We start from the raw sequence: 15,736 nt of genomic DNA on the forward strand, positions 1-15,736 counted from the left end.
TGTAGTGTCCCCGCACTTCGTTTGATTTCAGCAATTCCAGATCGCCAGACTGGCATTGCCACCGCCCAGTGAGAGCCAGTTTGTCGTCATCCAGCCCCGCCACGATCGAGGACGTCGCGCGCATCGCGCAGGTCTCGATTGCGACCGTATCGCGGGCCATCCACACACCCGAAAAAGTGGCGAATTCGACGAGGCTGAAGGTCAACCAGGCGATTGCCATTACCGGCTATACGACCAATGCCATGGCGCGCAGCCTGAGGCTTGGCCGGTCGAACATGATCCTTGTCGTCGCGCCTGACATTGGTGACCCGAACTTCTCCAACATTCTCGTCGGCCTGGAAAACGAGGCGCGCGCGCATGGCTACGGCATCCTGATCGGCCATACGCAGAACGATCCGCAGCGCGGGCTGGAATATCTGAAATTCCTGAATTCCAATCAGGCCGCCGGGCTCATCCTGTTCACCGGCATCCTGCCCTTTGGCCACCAGAGCATGACTGCACGCCTGCCGCCCAGCGTCGGCGTCTTCGAGCCGGTCTATAACGGCGGCATTCCCTATGTCGGGGTCGACGATATCGAGGGCGCGCGCAAGGCCGTCGACCTGTTGATCGCCGAGGGCCACCGCAAGATCGCCTTCATCGGCGATTCGCGCACACGCCTCGCCTATAGCCGCCGCCGGCAGGGGTACGACGCCGGACTGGATGCCGCTGGTGTTCCGGTCAACGAGCGGACCATCCTGGAAGGTGACGGCACGATCGAGAGCGGACGCCTTGCGCTTGAACAGCTCTTCATGCGCGACACGCTGCCGAGCGCCTTCATGTGCGTCAACGACCAGACCGCCATCGGCGTGATGATAGGGCTTAGCGCGCGCGGCTATAACATTCCGACCGATTTTTCCGTGACCGGTTTCGACGACGTGCCGCAGGCGAGTTTCATGACACCGTCGCTGACGACGATCCGCCAGCCGCGCACTGCCATTGGCAAGAGCGCCATGGCGCTGCTCTTCGAACTGCTATCCGACAACGAGCCGGCCGAAACGGAAATCCTGCTTCGGCCGGACCTGATCGTGCGCAATTCGGTTTCTACGCCCGCGCGGCGCTTCGTGCGCCGCTAGAGCGCATTTCTAGCCGTAGCGGCGATGCGCCGGCTTCGCCGTGCGCTGCACGCGGGCCGCCGAGACGGTGAACCGGTCGACCAGCCCCTTCAGCGTCGTGCTGATCTGCATCAGATTGTGTGTGGCCGCATTGGTTTCCTCGACCATCGCGGCATTCTGCTGGGTCATCTGGTCCATGCTGCCGACCGCCGTGTTGATTTCGGAGATGCCGGCCGACTGCTCGCGGGCGGAATTGCTCATGGCGTCGATATGCGCATTGATATGCACCACCTGCTCGCCGATGTGATGCAACGCCTCGCCGGTCTTGTGGACCAGGGACACACCGAGCTGCACATCCTCGAAGGACTTGTCGATCAGCGCCTTGATTTCCTTGGCCGCTTCCGCGGATTTCTGAGCGAGTTCCCGAACCTCCTGCGCCACGACGGCGAAACCCTTCCCGGCCTCGCCCGCCCGCGCCGCCTCGACGCCGGCATTGAGCGCCAGAAGGTTGGTCTGGAAGGAAATCTGGTCGATCACGCTAATGATCTGGGTGATCTTGCCCGAGGATTCCTGGATCGCCCCCATGGCGGTCACGGCCTGCTCAACGATCTGCCCGGAGCGCTTTGCCTCTTCCGTCGCGCTGCCGACGACACGGCGGGCTTCCTCGGCGCGGATCGCAGCCTCGCGGGAAATGGTGGTGATCTCCTCGACGGCCGCCGCGGTCTCTTCCAGCGAAGCCGCCTGCTGTTCGGTGCGCTTGGCCATGTCGTCCGTGGCATTGACCAGTTCGCCGGAATTGCCGGCCGCGTCCTCGGCCGCCGTCACGATAGCTCCGAGCGTATCATCCAGCTTCTCGATGGCGGCATTGAAATTGGAGCGCAGGCGCTCAAATTGCGGGGCAAGCGGCTTGGTGATGGAGGCCGTGAGATCACCGCCGGCAAGCCGGTTGAGCGAGGTGTCGAGCGCGCTCAGCGCCTCCTCCTGCTCGGCGTTGCGAACCTGCCGCTCGGCTTCCGATTTCTCGCGCTCCTCCTGCAGGGCCTCCAAATAGACGGAGATCGCATAGTCCATATCGACAAGCGCCGCTTTCACGATTGCGTTGATCTCACCGCTGATCGCCGCCGCCTTCTTGCGGTAGAGAAAACCCTCGAGATGCTTGGCAATGACGCCCTCGACGATTGCCTCCAGGATCAGCGCATAGCCGCCGATATACCAGCGCGGCTCGAGGCCGAGACGGGCATGGGTCTTACCGATCGTGGTGACGGCATCGACATACTGCGTGTCGAATTTCGCCGAGCCGATCACTTCCCAATGCTTGACCTGGCGCCCCTTGGCGCTCTGGATGTGGGCCTCGTTGGCAAAGAACCGGGCCGTTTCGGGTGTCGCGCGGGCCTTGGCGTAAAAGATATCGAGGGCACCATCGAGTGATGCCGAGATCGTCGGCAAGGCGCTCTTCAGCGCATCGCGCTGTGACGCATCGAAATTGACGAACTGGAGACGTTCGTTGAGCTGCTGGGTTTTGCTATCGTGCGCCGACATCCAAAAAATCCTTTGCTGCGGAGGACAACTGTTCCAAGTCCCGAATCAGGAGACCGGCTTTCCGTGTGTCGTGATTTTTTGCAGTCGATAGTAAAAAAACAATATAAGAAAAGCAGTGATACTTTCCATGAAATTGATGAATGGCAAATTTTAGCCAAAAATATCTGATAAGTTCGAATTATTGTTATAAACAACACCGATAAAATCAATGGAAACTGATGTTTTTTAAATACAACAAGAGAATAAACCTCACCCTACGTGAGGGCGAAACGCTCTGCAGTGAAACAAAAAGGGCGCCACGAGGACGCCCTTCGAATTTCAGCTGATGTCGGCAGGGATCAAACGTAGCGGTTGACCACGTTTTCCAGAAGTTCCTGCTTGCCGGAACGCGGCTTCGGATTGACGCCGTGGTTCAGCACATAGGCCTCCAAAGCTTCCAGCGACGAGCCGCCCGAAAGAACCTTCTGCGCTTCCGCGGACTGCCAGCCGGCATACCGGTCGGCGAGCGGACCGGACAGCGCCTTGTCCTCGATCATCTTCGCCGCGGCCTTCAGGCCGCGCGCGCAGCAATCCATTCCGCCGATGTGGCCGATCAGCAGGTCTTCCGGATCGATCGACTGGCGGCGCAGCTTCGCGTCGAAATTCGTGCCGCCGGTGGTGAAGCCGCCGCCGGCGAGAACCTGATAGAAGGCGAGCGCCATTTCCGGCACGTTGTTGGGGAACTGGTCGGTATCCCAACCGGACTGGTAGTCGTTGCGGTTCATATCGATGGAGCCGAAGATGCCCAGGGCATTGGCCAGCGCCAGCTCGTGCTCGAAGGAATGGCCGGCCAGGATGGCGTGGCCCTGCTCGATATTGACCTTCACCTCGTTCTCAAGGCCGTATTTCTTGAGGAAACCGAAAACCGTCGCAACATCGTAGTCGTACTGGTGCTTGGTCGGCTCCTGCGGCTTGGGCTCGATCAGGATCGCGCCCTTGAAGCCGATCTTATGCTTGTATTCGACGACCATGTTGACGAAGCGGCCGAGCTGATCGAGCTCCTGGCCGAGATTGGTGTTGAGCAGCGTCTCATAACCTTCGCGGCCGCCCCACAGGACGTAGTTGTCACCGCCGAGACGGTGCGTGGCGTCCATGCAGGTCTTCACCGTCGCGGCGGCGAACGCGAAAACATCGGGATCCGGGTTCGTCGCCGCACCGCCCATGTAGCGGCGGTTGGAGAAGAGATTCGCCGTGCCCCAAAGAAGCTTGACGCCGGTCTCCGCCTGCTTCCTGGCGAAATAATCGACGATCTCGTTCAGGTTCTTCGTGTTCTCGACGAAGTCCTTGCCCTCGGGGCGCACATCCGCGTCGTGGAAGCAGTAGAAAGGAACGCCGAGCAGCTGGAAGAACTCGAAGGCGACATCGGCCTTCAGCTTGGCCGCCTGCATCGAGTCCTCGAACCACGGGCGCTCGAAGGTCTGGCCGCCAAAGGGGTCGCCGCCCGGCCAGACGAAGGTGTGCCAATAGGCGACGGCAAAGCGCAGATGGTCTTCCATGCGCTTGCCGGCGACGATCTCGTCGGGATTATAGTGGCGGAAGGCCAGCGGGTTGGTGCTGTCAGGACCTTCATATTTGATCTTGGCGATATCGCCGAAAAAGCCGGTAGCCATGGTGTCTCCTCTTGAAATGTTCTGGGGTCAGTAAGCGGCGCGGATGGCCGGATAGAGCCGGCGATAGCGCTGATAGGCATCCTCAAAGGCAGCGCCGAGCGCCGCCTCGGGTTCGATGGTCTCGGCCGTTTTAGGCGCCGTGCAGACGGCGACGGGGTCTGCGCCGGTCGCAGCGATTAGGCCGAGGCGGGCAGCACCGAAAGCAGCGCCGAAATCGCCGTCCGCCGGGAGATCGACGGGAAGGCCGAGCGTGGTCGCGATGGATTTCAGCCAGTAGCGCGAGCGTGAGCCGCCGCCGATGGCGGTGACGCGCGACAACTTAGTGCCGGCGGACTTCAGGGCTTCAAGGCTGTCGCGGATGGCGAAGGACACGCCTTCCAGCACCGCCTGGGTCAGCACGACGCGGCCGCTCTCATGACCAAGTCCTAGAAAGGCCCCGCGGATGGCGGCATCATTGTGCGGCGTGCGCTCGCCGGAGAGATAGGGCAGGAAGGTGACGCCGGACGGCGCCCGCAGCGTCTCGCCGAGTTCCTTCGTCAGGTCGGCGGCGGAGGCGCCGGTGACGCGCGAATGCCAGTTCAGGGCATCGGTCGCGGAGAGGATGACGCCCATCTGGTGCCAGGTGTCGGGCAGCGCATGGCAGAAGGCATGGACCGCGCTTTCCGGGTTCGGCAGATAACGGGCATTGGCGGCAAACAGCACGCCCGAGGTGCCAAGCGACACGAAAGCTGCACCCTCGCGCACCGTGCCCATGCCGCAGGCCGAGGCCGCATTGTCGCCCGCCCCGCCGGCCACGACGATACTTTCACCGAGGCCCCACCTGGCGGCAAGCTCCGGGCGAAGAGTGCCTGCCGCATCCGTGCCTTCAACCAACCCCGGCATCTGGCGCTCTTCAAGATCCGTCGCGGCGAGAAGCTCGCTGGACCATTTGCGGGCGCCGGTATCGAGCCAGGAGGTGCCGGCGGAATCCGACATTTCCGACAGATGCTCGCCGGTCAGCCAGACGCGCAAAAAGTCCTTCGGCAGCAGGACCCACCGGACTTTGGCAAAAATATCCGGCTCGTTGTTCTTCACCCAGGCGAGCTTCGGCGCGGTGAACCCGGGGAAGACGATGTTGCCGGTGATCTTGCGGAAGCGCGGATCGGCATCGAGACTTGCGGCTTCGCGATGGCTGCGCGTGTCGTTCCACATGATGCAGGGCCGCAGCACCTTGTCTTCGGCATCGAGCAGGGTCGCGCCGTGCATATGGCCGGACAGACCGATGCCGCGCACGGCCGAAAGCTCGGCTGGGTGAGCAGCGCGAAGTCCGGCAATCGCCTCTTCCGTCGCGCGAATCCAGTCGGCCGGGTCCTGCTCGGACCAGCCGGCATGCGGGCGCGCGGTGGCAACGTCCTTGCCGGTCGCCGAGCCAACGACGCGCTGGTCGCCATCGATGAGCATGGCCTTGACGCCCGACGTGCCCAAGTCGATCCCAAGATACATGTGGCTCTCCTATTCCTCGTCCGGACCGGCCGGCGGAAGGTTGTCCTTGATGAAAATGTCGAGGCGGATGCGCTCCTGCGCGGCATTGACCGACAGACCATCCGCCTTGGCGCGCAGCACGCGAATGGCGCTGCGCACCTCGTGGCCGGCATCCTGATTGAGCACAGCGTCGATGACCCCGCTTTCGAGCGCACCACGGGTCTCGCCGGTAAGTTCGTGTACGATCACGCACAGATCCGTGCCGTGTGCTGCCAACGCCTTCAACAGACCGCGGTTGCCGGCACCGAGATTGTAGATGCCGGCGAGATCGGGCACGGCCGCGAGGCAATTGGCGATCAGCTTGAAAGACAGGTCCGGATCGTCCTGGCCTTCCAGCACCGGCAGGATCGCGCGGGTGTTCGGCATGGCCGACATGGCGGCAAGAAACCCTTCGAGGCGCTCGCCATGGTCGCGCACCCGCATCGAGCCGGCGAGCACCGCCACGGGGCCTGGCCGGTTGCCGAGGAAACGGCCCATCAGGCTACCGGCAGTGCGGCCGGCGGCGATATTGTCGACGCCGATGAAATGATCGCGGCCCGAACCCGAGAGGTCCGAGACCAGGGTGACGACCGGAACGCCCGCCTCCCGCGCACGGTCGATCGCGGCAAAGACCTCGGGTGCATCGACGGCCACGGCCGCGATGCCAGAAACGCCCTCGGCGATGGCAGCGTCCATCGCTGCCGCCAGCGCTGCCGCATCGAAGGCTGGAACCGTCACGACGGACAGACGGGTACGCTCGATGGCGGAGTGGAGGCCGGTGCGTCGTACTTCCGCTTCCAGGCCACGCATGAAGGGATTGTCGCCCTCGGGCAGGATGAAGACGAGCGGATAGACGCGGCTCTTGGCGAGGTTGGCCGCTGCGACATCGCGCACATAACCGAGCGAAGCGATCGCCGCCTCGACCTTGGCTTTGGTGACGCCGCGCACACCCGGCCGATCGTTCAAAACACGATCGACGGTGGCGAGACTCACGCCCGCTTCCGCAGCAATGTCATGGACTGTGGGCCTCATCGCTCCTCCGTGCCGAGACCCTTAGAGGAATTTTTGATGTACGTAAATCAGAAATTTGCATACGCCGTTTCCAACATGGATTTTCTCAGCCGGAAAGGCGTTTGCTGAAGGCATTGGTAAAGGTGATTTCGCCCGAATTTTCATTGGCTTGTGCGAGCACGACATCCAGAAAGCCGTCCGTCACCCGCACCAGCGCGAAACCGCCGAGGAAGGCGGCGACGGGCTTGAAAATATCATGGCCTGCGCTGGTGTAGATCATCGGGGTCGGGTGCTCATGGCCGTGAAAGATAGCGACGACGTTGTAGCCCTGGAGTACATCGAGCAAGGCTGCGCGCTCCGCATCCGTCCACCAATGGGCAGGACCTGCCCCGTGCGGATCGAACGTCTTCGCCGCGGGATCCCAGTGCTCGGTGGAGAACTGGTCCCAGCCGTAGTGCTGGAACAGAATTACCGGGCGGCCATCAGCCGCGGCATCCGCAAGATCCTGCTTCAGCCAAGCAAGACCGCTGACGGCATCTTTTGTGTCGTCGCCGCCGAAGCGTTGGAGCTGCACGAGATGCAGGCCACCCCAGTCCCAGGAATAGTTGTCGGAATCGATGTCGTAATTCCCGGCCGGCACGGGCGCCTTGTAGAATACGGTGGAGCGGTGGTTCAACTCGACATAATCGCGCAACTCGCGCCGGTACCAGTCGATATGCGGCGCCACGCCGTCCTGGTCGAGATCGTGATTGCCGAGGCCGTTATAGACGGGATAGTGCACCCGGTCCGGCCCGGTGCCCTGCTGGTAACGGCTGGCGAACTGCTGCAGCTGGCGCCCCTCCCCCGGCACTTTCACCTGCCCGCCGCCGTCATCCGTCATGTCGCCGCCAAGCACCAGGCCGAGCGGTGTCGCGATCCGCATGCCGGCACTGGCGAGACCCGAGGGCTTGCCGCCGATCTCGGCGGGCCATGTGAGATCGCCGACCGAATTCAGCGCAGCGACATGGCGCAGCAGCGCCGCATCGGTCTTGCCCTCGGCCGCGCAGTTCGGGCTCAGGCTATCGGCCGAGACGAGACAGGCATGCACGTCGCAGGAAAACAGGAAGGTCGCATCCGTCGCGGGCCGCGCGCCTTGCGCCATCGCCGCAAGGCGCGGCAAAGCGAGCGACAGGCCGAGACCGCCTGCTCCGATAAGGAAATGGCGGCGCGTGAGATGGATGGGCATGCGGACGCTCCGATGAAAAGAACAGAGGACTGCATTCTGAATCAGGATGACGCCAAGGTACAGCGCCGCTTGAGGGGTGAGGACGGACTTGCTACCAAAACGGTGACGGAGGCCCCCGATGAAACTCACCTACCATACGCTTGACGTCTTCACCCGGACCCGTTTCGGCGGCAATCCGCTGGCCGTGGTACTCGATGCGGACCGCATGACGGACGCGGAGATGCAGACCATCGCCCGCGAATTCAACTATTCCGAAACGACTTTCGTGCTGCGCCCGAAAGACGAGACCCACACAGCCCATGTGCGAATCTTCACGCCGACCGTCGAAGTGCCCTTTGCCGGCCATCCCAATGTCGGTACCGCCTATACGCTGGCGCTCGCCGATGACGCGGCTGAAGAATTCGTCTTCGAGGAAGCCGCAGGTCTCGTGCGGGCGAAAATCCTGCGCATCGACGGCGAGGTCGATGCCGTAGAGCTGACCGCGCCGCAGCCCCTCAGCGTTGGCAAAACCTTCCCGCCGGCCAGCGTCGCGGCCTGCCTGTCACTTGACGAGGCGGATATCGCACTTGCCGTGCACCAGCCCTGCATCGCCTCTGTCGGCCTCGGCTTCATCGTCGTGGAGATCGCGACACGCGATGCCCTGCGGCGCGCCAAGGCGGACATGACCGCCTTCTCCGCCATCCTGCCGACGGATCATGCCGACGCGATCTATCTCTATTGCCGGGAACTGTCGGACGAGGACGGCGCGGTGGATTTCACCGCCCGGATGTTTGCGCCCTTCGACGGCCTGCCGGAAGATCCGGCGACGGGAAGCGCCACGGCGGCAACCTGCGCGCTTCTGGCCAAACTGGCAGGCGGCGCGGCGCGCCGTTTCGAGGTGGCGCAGGGCATCGATATGGGAAGGCCGAGCCTGCTGGCCGTCACGGTCGACGCCGACGGCGGGGTTCACATCGGCGGCGCGTGTGTGCCGGTCATGAGCGGCACGCTCAGCGTCTGATCAATGGCCGCCGCCGCCACCGCCGACAGCCTGCGGCTTGCGGATCGCCAGCACGCAGACGATGAGCGTCGCAAAAAGGCCCGTCAGCAGCAGGAAGATATCGATGAAGGACAGGATATAAGCCTGCTGCTGCACCATGCCTGCCATCTTCTTGATCGCGATCGTCTGACCGTCGAGCCCGTGGGCGGTGAAATTCGCCGCCATGTTGCGCAGCTGGTCGACAGCCTCCGGATTGCCCCATTGCACATGTTCGGACAGGCGCTGATAGTGCTCCTGCGAGCGTTGGGTCAGGATTGTGTTGATGACCGCCAGCCCCACGGCGCCGCCGAGGTTGCGCGTCAGGTTGAACAGGCCGGACGCATTGCGGATACGGTCCGGCGGCAGCGTGCCGAGCGCGACGTTGTTGATCGGCACCATACAGATCATCAGCGAGCAGCCGCGCAGGATCTGCGGCACCAGCAGCTCATAGAAATCCCAGTCGGCCGTCATGCCCGTCATCGACCACGTGCCGAGTGCAAAGCCGCCGAAACCTATCATCATCATGACGCGCGGATCGAGCCGTGACGACATCATGCCGGCGATCGGCGCGGTGAGAAACATGGCAAGGCCGGAGACGAACATGGTTTCGCCGATCATCAGCGAATCGTAGCCGCGGATGCGCGCAAGATAGAGCGGATAGAGATAGGTCAGGCCATAGAGGCCGATACCCATCACAAAGGAGAAGATCGAACCGAAGGCGAAATTCCGGTTGGCGAAGGCACGCAGGTCCACCACGGGAAATGGCACCTTGAAGGCCCGCCAGAAGAACACGGTCGCGCCGATGACCACCGCGACGGAACCGAGCACGATATGCTCGTCGCTGAACCAGTCCTTGTTGTTGCCTTCTTCGAGCACGTATTCCAGCGAGCCGAGGAAGACCGCCATGGAGATGAGACCCCACCAGTCGAAACGCTTGATCAGATTAAATTCCGGTTTGTCGAAATCGATCAGGTTGAAGGTGACAACCGTGACGATGATGCCGGGGATGATGTTGACGAGGAACAGCCAGTGCCAGGAGAAGGCGTGGCTGAGGTAGCCGCCGACCGTCGGGCCGATGGTGGGCGCCAGCGTCGCGACGAGGCCGATCATCGGCGAGACGACGGAGCGCTTGGAAGGTGGGAAAATGGTGAAGGCCGCTGCGAAGACGGAGGGGATCATACCGCCGCCGATGAAGCCCTGGATGGCTCGGTAGACGATCATCTGGTCGATATTCGTCGCGGTAGCGGCGAGCGCGCTGGCCAGCGTAAAGCCCGCGGCGGAGAAGCTGAACAGGATACGCGTCGAGACGATCCGCGCCAGCGTGCCCGATAGCGGGATCATGATCACTTCGGCGATCAGATAGGAGGTCTGCACCCAGGCGATCTCGTCCGCGCCGGCGCCCAGGCCCGCCTGGATTTCCGACAGCGAGGCGGAGACGATCTGGATGTCGAGGATCGACATGAACATGCCGAAGACCATCGCGAAGAAGGCGATGACGCGGCGGACGGGAACTTTATCGGTCTGCGCGGGAGCCGCCATCAGGGCGCCGGCGGTCGGTTGAGCGGTCGCGGCCATGGCCCGCGTTCCTTCTGGATGCACGGCAGCCAGATGCCGGCTGCGCAATGCGGTCAAAACAATGCTTGCAGTCTTTACTCGGCCTTGGCGCCAGGCGCGGTGCGGCTGTCGACATCGACGACGACGCTGAGGCCTGCCCGCAGCTTGCCGGTGTCGAGCACATCCTGCGGGATCGCGATGCGGACCGGCACGCGCTGGGTGACCTTGGTGAAGTTGCCCGTGGCGTTTTCCGCCGGCAAAAGCGAGAAGACTGAGCCGGACGCCGGCGCGATGGAGTCGACAGTGCCGATGATGTCGTCTTGCTCATAGGCATCGACATGCAAGTGCACCTTGGAGCCCGGCACGAGATGGGCGATCTGCGTTTCCTTGAAGTTCGCCTCGATATAGAGATCCTTCACGGGAACGAGGGCCGCCAGGCGGCCGCCGGCCGAAACGAGGTCACCGACCTGTACCGATATGTTGCCGATGACGCCATCATAAGGCGCCTTCAGCACGGTGAAGCCGAGATCTCGCACCGCCTTGTCGCGGGCCAGCTCCAGCGAGCGGATGCCGCTGTCGGATTCGGCGCGCTGTGCCTGAAGCACCGCGATGCTCGCCTTGGCGGACACGATGTTGGCATCCGCACCGACGAGATTGGCCTTGGCCTGATCGAGCGCTACGGTCGCGCTGTCGAGCGAGGCGGTGGTGCCGACTTCCTTGTTAGCCAGTTCCTTGGCACGCTTTTCCGCCACTTCCGCGCCGCTGAGCGCGGCCTGATAAGCGGTCTTCTGCGCTTCGGCCTGAGCGAGCGCCGCCTTGGCGCCTTCGATCTGCGCGTCAATGCGGTGGAGCGCCAGCTTCTGCGTGGCGATCTGGGCCTCGGCCTGTTCGCGCGCGAGCAGGTAGTCGCCGTCATCGAGCGTGACCAAGGGATCACCGGCCTTGACCGCCTGGTTGGCAACGACATTCACCGCCGCGACATAGCCGGAAACCTTCGGCGAGATCGAGGCGATGTCGCCTTCGATATAGGCATCATCCGTCGAGATCATGAAGCGGCCATGCGTCCACCACTGGTAGCCGTACCAGCCGGCGGCGGAAAGCAGCGCGAGGCCGACGATCGGCAGCATAAAGCGGCGGCCGCCCTTTTTCTTTTCGGGCTCCGATACGGCAGCGGCAGGCGCGGGCGCCTCGGCGGTCGTCACCGGATTTGCCTCGGCGGTTTCAGCCTGGAAATCATCGTTAACCGGGCGAACCTTCGCCGTGCCGGCGCCATGGGAAGTCGACATGCGCATGCCACCATTCTCTGGGATGGAAAAATGAACTGAACCGTTCGGTTCGATTTGACATAGACCTGTTTATCCCGCATATCAAGTGAAATCGAACCAGGCGGTTCGAAATAGTTAACCGCACCGTTTCAGCTGGAAAGGCCGATGGACACCACGGAAGACAGACTGGCTGCCCCGCGCTCGGGTCGCCGCGCAGCGGGTGAAGACCCGGCCAAGCGCGAGCAGATTCTCGACGGGGCCAAACGCGTGTTCATGGAGCAGGGCCTCGAGGCCGCCAGCATGAACGACATCACGCGTGCCGCCGGTGTCTCCAAGGGTACGATCTATGTCTATTTCGAGAACAAGGAAGACCTGTTCGGCGACATGATCGAGCGCGAGCGCCGCCGGCTCACCGAAACGATCCGCCATGCGCTGGATAGCGGCCAACCGCTCGACGAAGTACTCAAGGAATTCGGCATGCTGTTTGCCGCGCATATGACGGCGGATCAGACGATCCGCGCCATGCGCATGGTGATCGCCGCCAACCACCGCCTGCCGAGCCTCTGTAGCCGCTTCTTCTCGACATCGTCAATCAACCCGGTCTCTGTGTTGCAGGATTATCTCGACCGCCAAGTCGCAGCCGGCATCCTGATCTGCGACGACACCATGCACGCGGCCAAGCAGTTCCTCGAGCTCACCACCGTCGGCCTGTTCAAGCCCCGCATCTTCGGCGCCATGGAAGAGGTGCCGGCGAAGGCTACGATCGAGAAGAACGTCCTTTCCGCGATCCGCATGTTCCTTGCGGCCTATGGCGTGAAATCCTAGCGTTTCGCCTTCCGCACGCAGAACCGCTTTGCGATTTTGCGCAACCACGATCAAGTGACGGGTAGCTAGCGACGCCATAAGATGGCTGTCCATGAGGAGCGACGCCATCCATGCATCCCGTTGCGAAAGCCATCTGGTTCATCGAAAGCCATTTCGGGCGGGCCATAGCCCTGTCCGAAATCGCCGATATGGCCGGCATGTCGCGGCATCACCTGTCGCGGCGCTTCAGCGAAATGACGGGGCAGAACCTCAACCGCTATCTGCGCGCCCGCCGTCTTTCGGAGGCCGCCCGCCAGCTTGCCGGCGGAGCGGACAACATCCTGACCGTCGCACTCGATGCCGGCTACGGCTCCCATGAGGCATTCACCCGCGCCTTCCGCGAGGAATTCGGCCTGGCACCCGAAACGCTCCGCGCCCGGCGCGATCTTTCCGGCCTCACGCTTCAGGAGCCCATCCGCATGTCAACCATCGAGAAGAGCAGCCTTCCCTCGCCACGCATCGAAACGCTCGACGCTTTCATCATCGCCGGCCTCGGCAGTGATTTCGAACCCGGCAAGGCCGCCGGCATTCCGGCCCTCTGGCAAAGGTTCAACGCCTATTTCGGCCATATTCCCGGCCAGGTGGATAAGACCGCCTATGGCCTCTGCACCATGCAGCCGGGAAAACCAGGCTTTCGTTATGTCGCCGGTGCGCGCGTGTCGCGCCGCGACGACCTTCCGGCCGAATTCGACGTCACCGCCGTGCCGGCGCTGACCTGGGCGATGTTCCAGCACCACGGCCATGTCAACGGCATTCCGGCGACGGTCGACGCCGCCTTCCGCACCTGGCTGCCAACATCAGGCCGCACAGTCGGCGGGTTTCCGGACGTGCTCGAATTCTACGGCGAGGATTTCGACCCGGAAACCGGGCTCGGTCGCGTCGAAATCTGGCTGCCACTCGCCGATCAGATGACGAAATCGTGATATAAGGGCGATTGGCGGCCGGTCCGCTTGCCAGCGGCCGAAATCTCCATACATACGGAAGTCCATTCTCAAACCGTATTCAAAGGAGAGGAAGACCGGATGGACAGCATTCTTGCACTCATGCAAGACCCGGCCGCGTGGATTGCCCTTGTCACGCTCGTCGTGATGGAAGTGGTTCTCGGTATCGACAACCTTATCTTCATTTCGATCCTGACCAACAAGCTGCCACCCGAACATCGCGAGCGCGCCCGCCGCATCGGCATCGGCCTAGCGCTCGTCATGCGTCTTGCCCTTCTCGGCACCGTCGCGTGGATCGTCCAGCTAACCACCCCGGTGTTCACGCTCTTCGACCACCCCTTCTCCTGGAAGGATATGATCCTGATCGCCGGTGGTCTCTTCCTCGTCTGGAAGGCGACCAAGGAAATCCACCACAATGTGGACCCTGTCGATCACAAGGAAGACATGGTGGGCGGCGCGGTCACGACGAGCTTCGCCTCGGCCATCGGCCAGATCCTGGTGCTCGACCTCGTCTTCTCGATCGACAGCATCATCACCGCCGTCGGCATGACGCCGCATCTGCCAATCATGGTGGTCGCCGTTCTCGCCGCCGTCACGGTCATGCTGCTGGCCGCCACGCCTCTTGCCAACTTCATCGAGAAGAACCCGACGATCGTCATGTTGGCGCTTGCCTTCCTTCTGATGATCGGTACGACGCTCATCGCTGAAGGCATGGGCCTGCATGTGCCCAAGGGCTACATCTACGCTGCCATGGCCTTCTCGGCGCTCGTCGAGGTCTTGAACATGATCTCGCGCAATGCGCGGCAAAGGAACAAGTCAGGCGGGCACTGACGAGACAAACGAAAGGGCCGGCTCAACACCGGCCCTTTTTTCTTGGCGTATCCTGTCAGAACGTACGCTCGAAGCGGAGATACCCGCCCCAGGCATCGGCATCCGGGATGTCGAAATTGTCGCGATAGGCCAGTTCGGGCGTCACGGTGAAGCCGTCGACGACGGTCACGGGAAGGTCGGCCACGAAGGCGAAATTCTCGTCCTCGTCATAGGCGGCCTGCGTATAGAAGGCGAGCTTGTCCGTGAGCTGGACATTGGCGCCCGCCCAGACGGCCCAATCACCGTTCCACTGGGCATAATAATTGTTGGCATCCGAATTGCCGACGCCGGTGCCGGCCGGATCGTTGGTGCTGTAGCCGGCCATGGCGAAGACGGACAGCTTGTCGCTCAGCGTCAGGTCGAGCCGCAGCTTGGCCGCCCCCTCTTCCGCCACCGCATCATAGGCCGCAATGAAGGTGACCGCACCCCAATCCCTGGTGAGCGACGCACCGACGACGACGTTTGGCATGTAGTCCGAATTGGTGGCGCCGTCGCCCGGAAGCTCGAGACCGCCGGCAGCGGAAAAACCGTCTTCGCCGGTATGAGTATAGACGATCTGGCTGATTTCGAAGGGCCCGTAGGGGACGCCCAAGTCGTCGCTGATCACATAGCCGGCATAGGCCGGGAAAGTGGAAAACAGCGAGTCGTTCATGCCGACACGAAAGCCACCGAGCTCGATATAGGCGTATTCCACCTCAATATAGTGAGAACTGCTGGTCGCATCCTGATCGTAGTTGAAATGCAACCGCGTATAGCCGCGCAACGTTCCATATTCGGTATCGCTGCGTGCATCGACATCAAGCGCAAAGCGGGCTTGCTGGTAGGATGCATCCCCGCGTCCATCGCCCATATCGGCAATCCCGTCGCCATCCGTGTCGATATCGTCAGGCGCATCTGCACCAAGCCCGTAGTCGGGCATATCACCCACGCCGATATCGAACCGCACATAGCCGCCGATCTTCAGGCATGTCTCGGTGCCTGGAATATAGAAGAAGCCGACGCCGAAAGCGTCGCACACCCGGACATAGTTCATCGGCTCCGGCTCGACTGCGACGATGGCATCGGCTGCACGCGCGGACCCCGACACCGCACCCACCGCAACTGCTCCGAGAAGCAGCGGATTTTTCCCCCTCGCCGATGTAAGCCTACGCGCTTTGCCTTCACTTTCGGTCATGGTAAGCCCCCACACTATTAACTGAACATTCATTCAAA

The 15,736-nt window shown here is 62.4% G+C and carries 13 protein-coding genes; 5 read left to right on the forward strand and 8 right to left on the reverse strand.

The annotated features are described in order from the left end of the window. The first annotated feature begins 80 nt into the window (after positions 1-80). A complete protein-coding gene (locus D0Y60_RS14350; protein WP_117370634.1) occupies positions 81-1,112 on the forward strand; it encodes a LacI family DNA-binding transcriptional regulator in 1,032 nt (343 codons plus the stop codon). A gap of 9 nt (positions 1,113-1,121) precedes the next feature. On the opposite strand, the gene D0Y60_RS14355 is transcribed toward D0Y60_RS14350, so the two are convergent. The 5 genes from D0Y60_RS14355 to D0Y60_RS14375 all read right to left on the reverse strand — a co-directional run bounded on the left by D0Y60_RS14355 (position 1,122) and on the right by D0Y60_RS14375 (position 7,931). Then, positions 1,122-2,630, reverse strand: a complete 1,509-nt coding sequence (locus D0Y60_RS14355; protein WP_117370635.1) for a globin-coupled sensor protein — start codon at positions 2,628-2,630, stop codon at positions 1,122-1,124. Positions 2,631-2,968: 338 nt separating this feature from the next. Continuing rightward, positions 2,969-4,279 carry a xylose isomerase gene (gene xylA, locus D0Y60_RS14360; protein WP_117370636.1) on the reverse strand — a complete coding sequence of 437 codons (1,311 nt, stop codon included), beginning with the start codon at positions 4,277-4,279 and terminating at the stop codon, positions 2,969-2,971. 27 nt (positions 4,280-4,306) lie between these two features. Further along, positions 4,307-5,761, reverse strand: coding sequence for a xylulokinase (xylB, locus tag D0Y60_RS14365; RefSeq protein ID WP_117370637.1), 1,455 nt, complete (start codon positions 5,759-5,761; stop codon positions 4,307-4,309). 9 nt (positions 5,762-5,770) lie between these two features. Next, the gene (locus D0Y60_RS14370) at positions 5,771-6,811 is read right to left on the reverse strand and encodes a LacI family DNA-binding transcriptional regulator (protein ID WP_117370638.1); all 1,041 of its coding nucleotides are present in this window, start codon (positions 6,809-6,811) and stop codon (positions 5,771-5,773) included. 85 nt (positions 6,812-6,896) lie between these two features. After that, the gene (locus D0Y60_RS14375; protein WP_245409188.1) at positions 6,897-7,931 is read right to left on the reverse strand and encodes a metallophosphoesterase; all 1,035 of its coding nucleotides are present in this window, start codon (positions 7,929-7,931) and stop codon (positions 6,897-6,899) included. A 202-nt stretch (positions 7,932-8,133) separates the two neighbouring features. On the opposite strand from D0Y60_RS14375, the gene D0Y60_RS14380 reads away from it, so the two are divergent. Continuing rightward, a complete protein-coding gene (locus tag D0Y60_RS14380) occupies positions 8,134-9,012 on the forward strand; it encodes a PhzF family phenazine biosynthesis protein (protein ID WP_117370640.1) in 879 nt (292 codons plus the stop codon). Here D0Y60_RS14380 and D0Y60_RS14385 read toward each other — a convergent pair whose 3' ends face one another. Both D0Y60_RS14385 and D0Y60_RS14390 read right to left on the reverse strand, forming a co-directional pair. Then, on the reverse strand, positions 9,013-10,605 hold the full coding sequence (locus D0Y60_RS14385) for a DHA2 family efflux MFS transporter permease subunit (RefSeq protein ID WP_117370641.1): 1,593 nt from the start codon (positions 10,603-10,605) through the stop codon (positions 9,013-9,015). A 74-nt stretch (positions 10,606-10,679) separates the two neighbouring features. Further along, positions 10,680-11,870 carry an HlyD family secretion protein gene (locus D0Y60_RS14390; RefSeq protein ID WP_117370748.1) on the reverse strand — a complete coding sequence of 397 codons (1,191 nt, stop codon included), beginning with the start codon at positions 11,868-11,870 and terminating at the stop codon, positions 10,680-10,682. A gap of 144 nt (positions 11,871-12,014) precedes the next feature. Between D0Y60_RS14390 and D0Y60_RS14395 the strand changes: the two genes are divergently transcribed. The 3 genes from D0Y60_RS14395 to D0Y60_RS14405 all read left to right on the forward strand — a co-directional run bounded on the left by D0Y60_RS14395 (position 12,015) and on the right by D0Y60_RS14405 (position 14,485). Further along, positions 12,015-12,674, forward strand: a complete 660-nt coding sequence (locus D0Y60_RS14395; RefSeq protein ID WP_117370642.1) for a TetR/AcrR family transcriptional regulator — start codon at positions 12,015-12,017, stop codon at positions 12,672-12,674. 110 nt (positions 12,675-12,784) lie between these two features. Beyond that, positions 12,785-13,636, forward strand: coding sequence for an AraC family transcriptional regulator (locus tag D0Y60_RS14400; RefSeq protein ID WP_117370643.1), 852 nt, complete (start codon positions 12,785-12,787; stop codon positions 13,634-13,636). Between the two features lie 99 nt (positions 13,637-13,735). After that, a complete protein-coding gene (locus D0Y60_RS14405; protein ID WP_117370644.1) occupies positions 13,736-14,485 on the forward strand; it encodes a TerC family protein in 750 nt (249 codons plus the stop codon). Between the two features lie 55 nt (positions 14,486-14,540). Here D0Y60_RS14405 and D0Y60_RS14410 read toward each other — a convergent pair whose 3' ends face one another. Continuing rightward, entirely contained in the window at positions 14,541-15,698 is a 1,158-nt protein-coding gene (locus D0Y60_RS14410; RefSeq protein ID WP_117370645.1) for a porin, read from the reverse strand. Positions 15,699-15,736 lie beyond the last annotated feature (38 nt).

The sequence above is a fragment of the Shinella sp. WSJ-2 genome (genome assembly GCF_003432075.1).
GTDB lineage: Bacteria > Pseudomonadota > Alphaproteobacteria > Rhizobiales > Rhizobiaceae > Shinella.

Coding starts and splice junctions, on each gene's coding strand:
- D0Y60_RS14410 (WP_117370645.1), bottom strand. CDS start 15,698: ATGACCGAAAGTGAAGGCAAAGCGCGTAGGCTTACATCGGCGAGGGGG.
- D0Y60_RS14390 (WP_117370748.1), bottom strand. CDS start 11,870: ATGTCGACTTCCCATGGCGCCGGCACGGCGAAGGTTCGCCCGGTTAAC.
- D0Y60_RS14385 (WP_117370641.1), bottom strand. CDS start 10,605: ATGGCCGCGACCGCTCAACCGACCGCCGGCGCCCTGATGGCGGCTCCC.
- D0Y60_RS14355 (WP_117370635.1), bottom strand. CDS start 2,630: ATGTCGGCGCACGATAGCAAAACCCAGCAGCTCAACGAACGTCTCCAG.
- D0Y60_RS14395 (WP_117370642.1), top strand. CDS start 12,015: ATGGACACCACGGAAGACAGACTGGCTGCCCCGCGCTCGGGTCGCCGC.
- xylA (WP_117370636.1), bottom strand. CDS start 4,279: ATGGCTACCGGCTTTTTCGGCGATATCGCCAAGATCAAATATGAAGGT.
- D0Y60_RS14400 (WP_117370643.1), top strand. CDS start 12,785: ATGCATCCCGTTGCGAAAGCCATCTGGTTCATCGAAAGCCATTTCGGG.
- D0Y60_RS14380 (WP_117370640.1), top strand. CDS start 8,134: ATGAAACTCACCTACCATACGCTTGACGTCTTCACCCGGACCCGTTTC.
- D0Y60_RS14370 (WP_117370638.1), bottom strand. CDS start 6,811: ATGAGGCCCACAGTCCATGACATTGCTGCGGAAGCGGGCGTGAGTCTC.
- xylB (WP_117370637.1), bottom strand. CDS start 5,761: ATGTATCTTGGGATCGACTTGGGCACGTCGGGCGTCAAGGCCATGCTC.
- D0Y60_RS14375 (WP_245409188.1), bottom strand. CDS start 7,931: ATGGCGCAAGGCGCGCGGCCCGCGACGGATGCGACCTTCCTGTTTTCC.
- D0Y60_RS14405 (WP_117370644.1), top strand. CDS start 13,736: ATGGACAGCATTCTTGCACTCATGCAAGACCCGGCCGCGTGGATTGCC.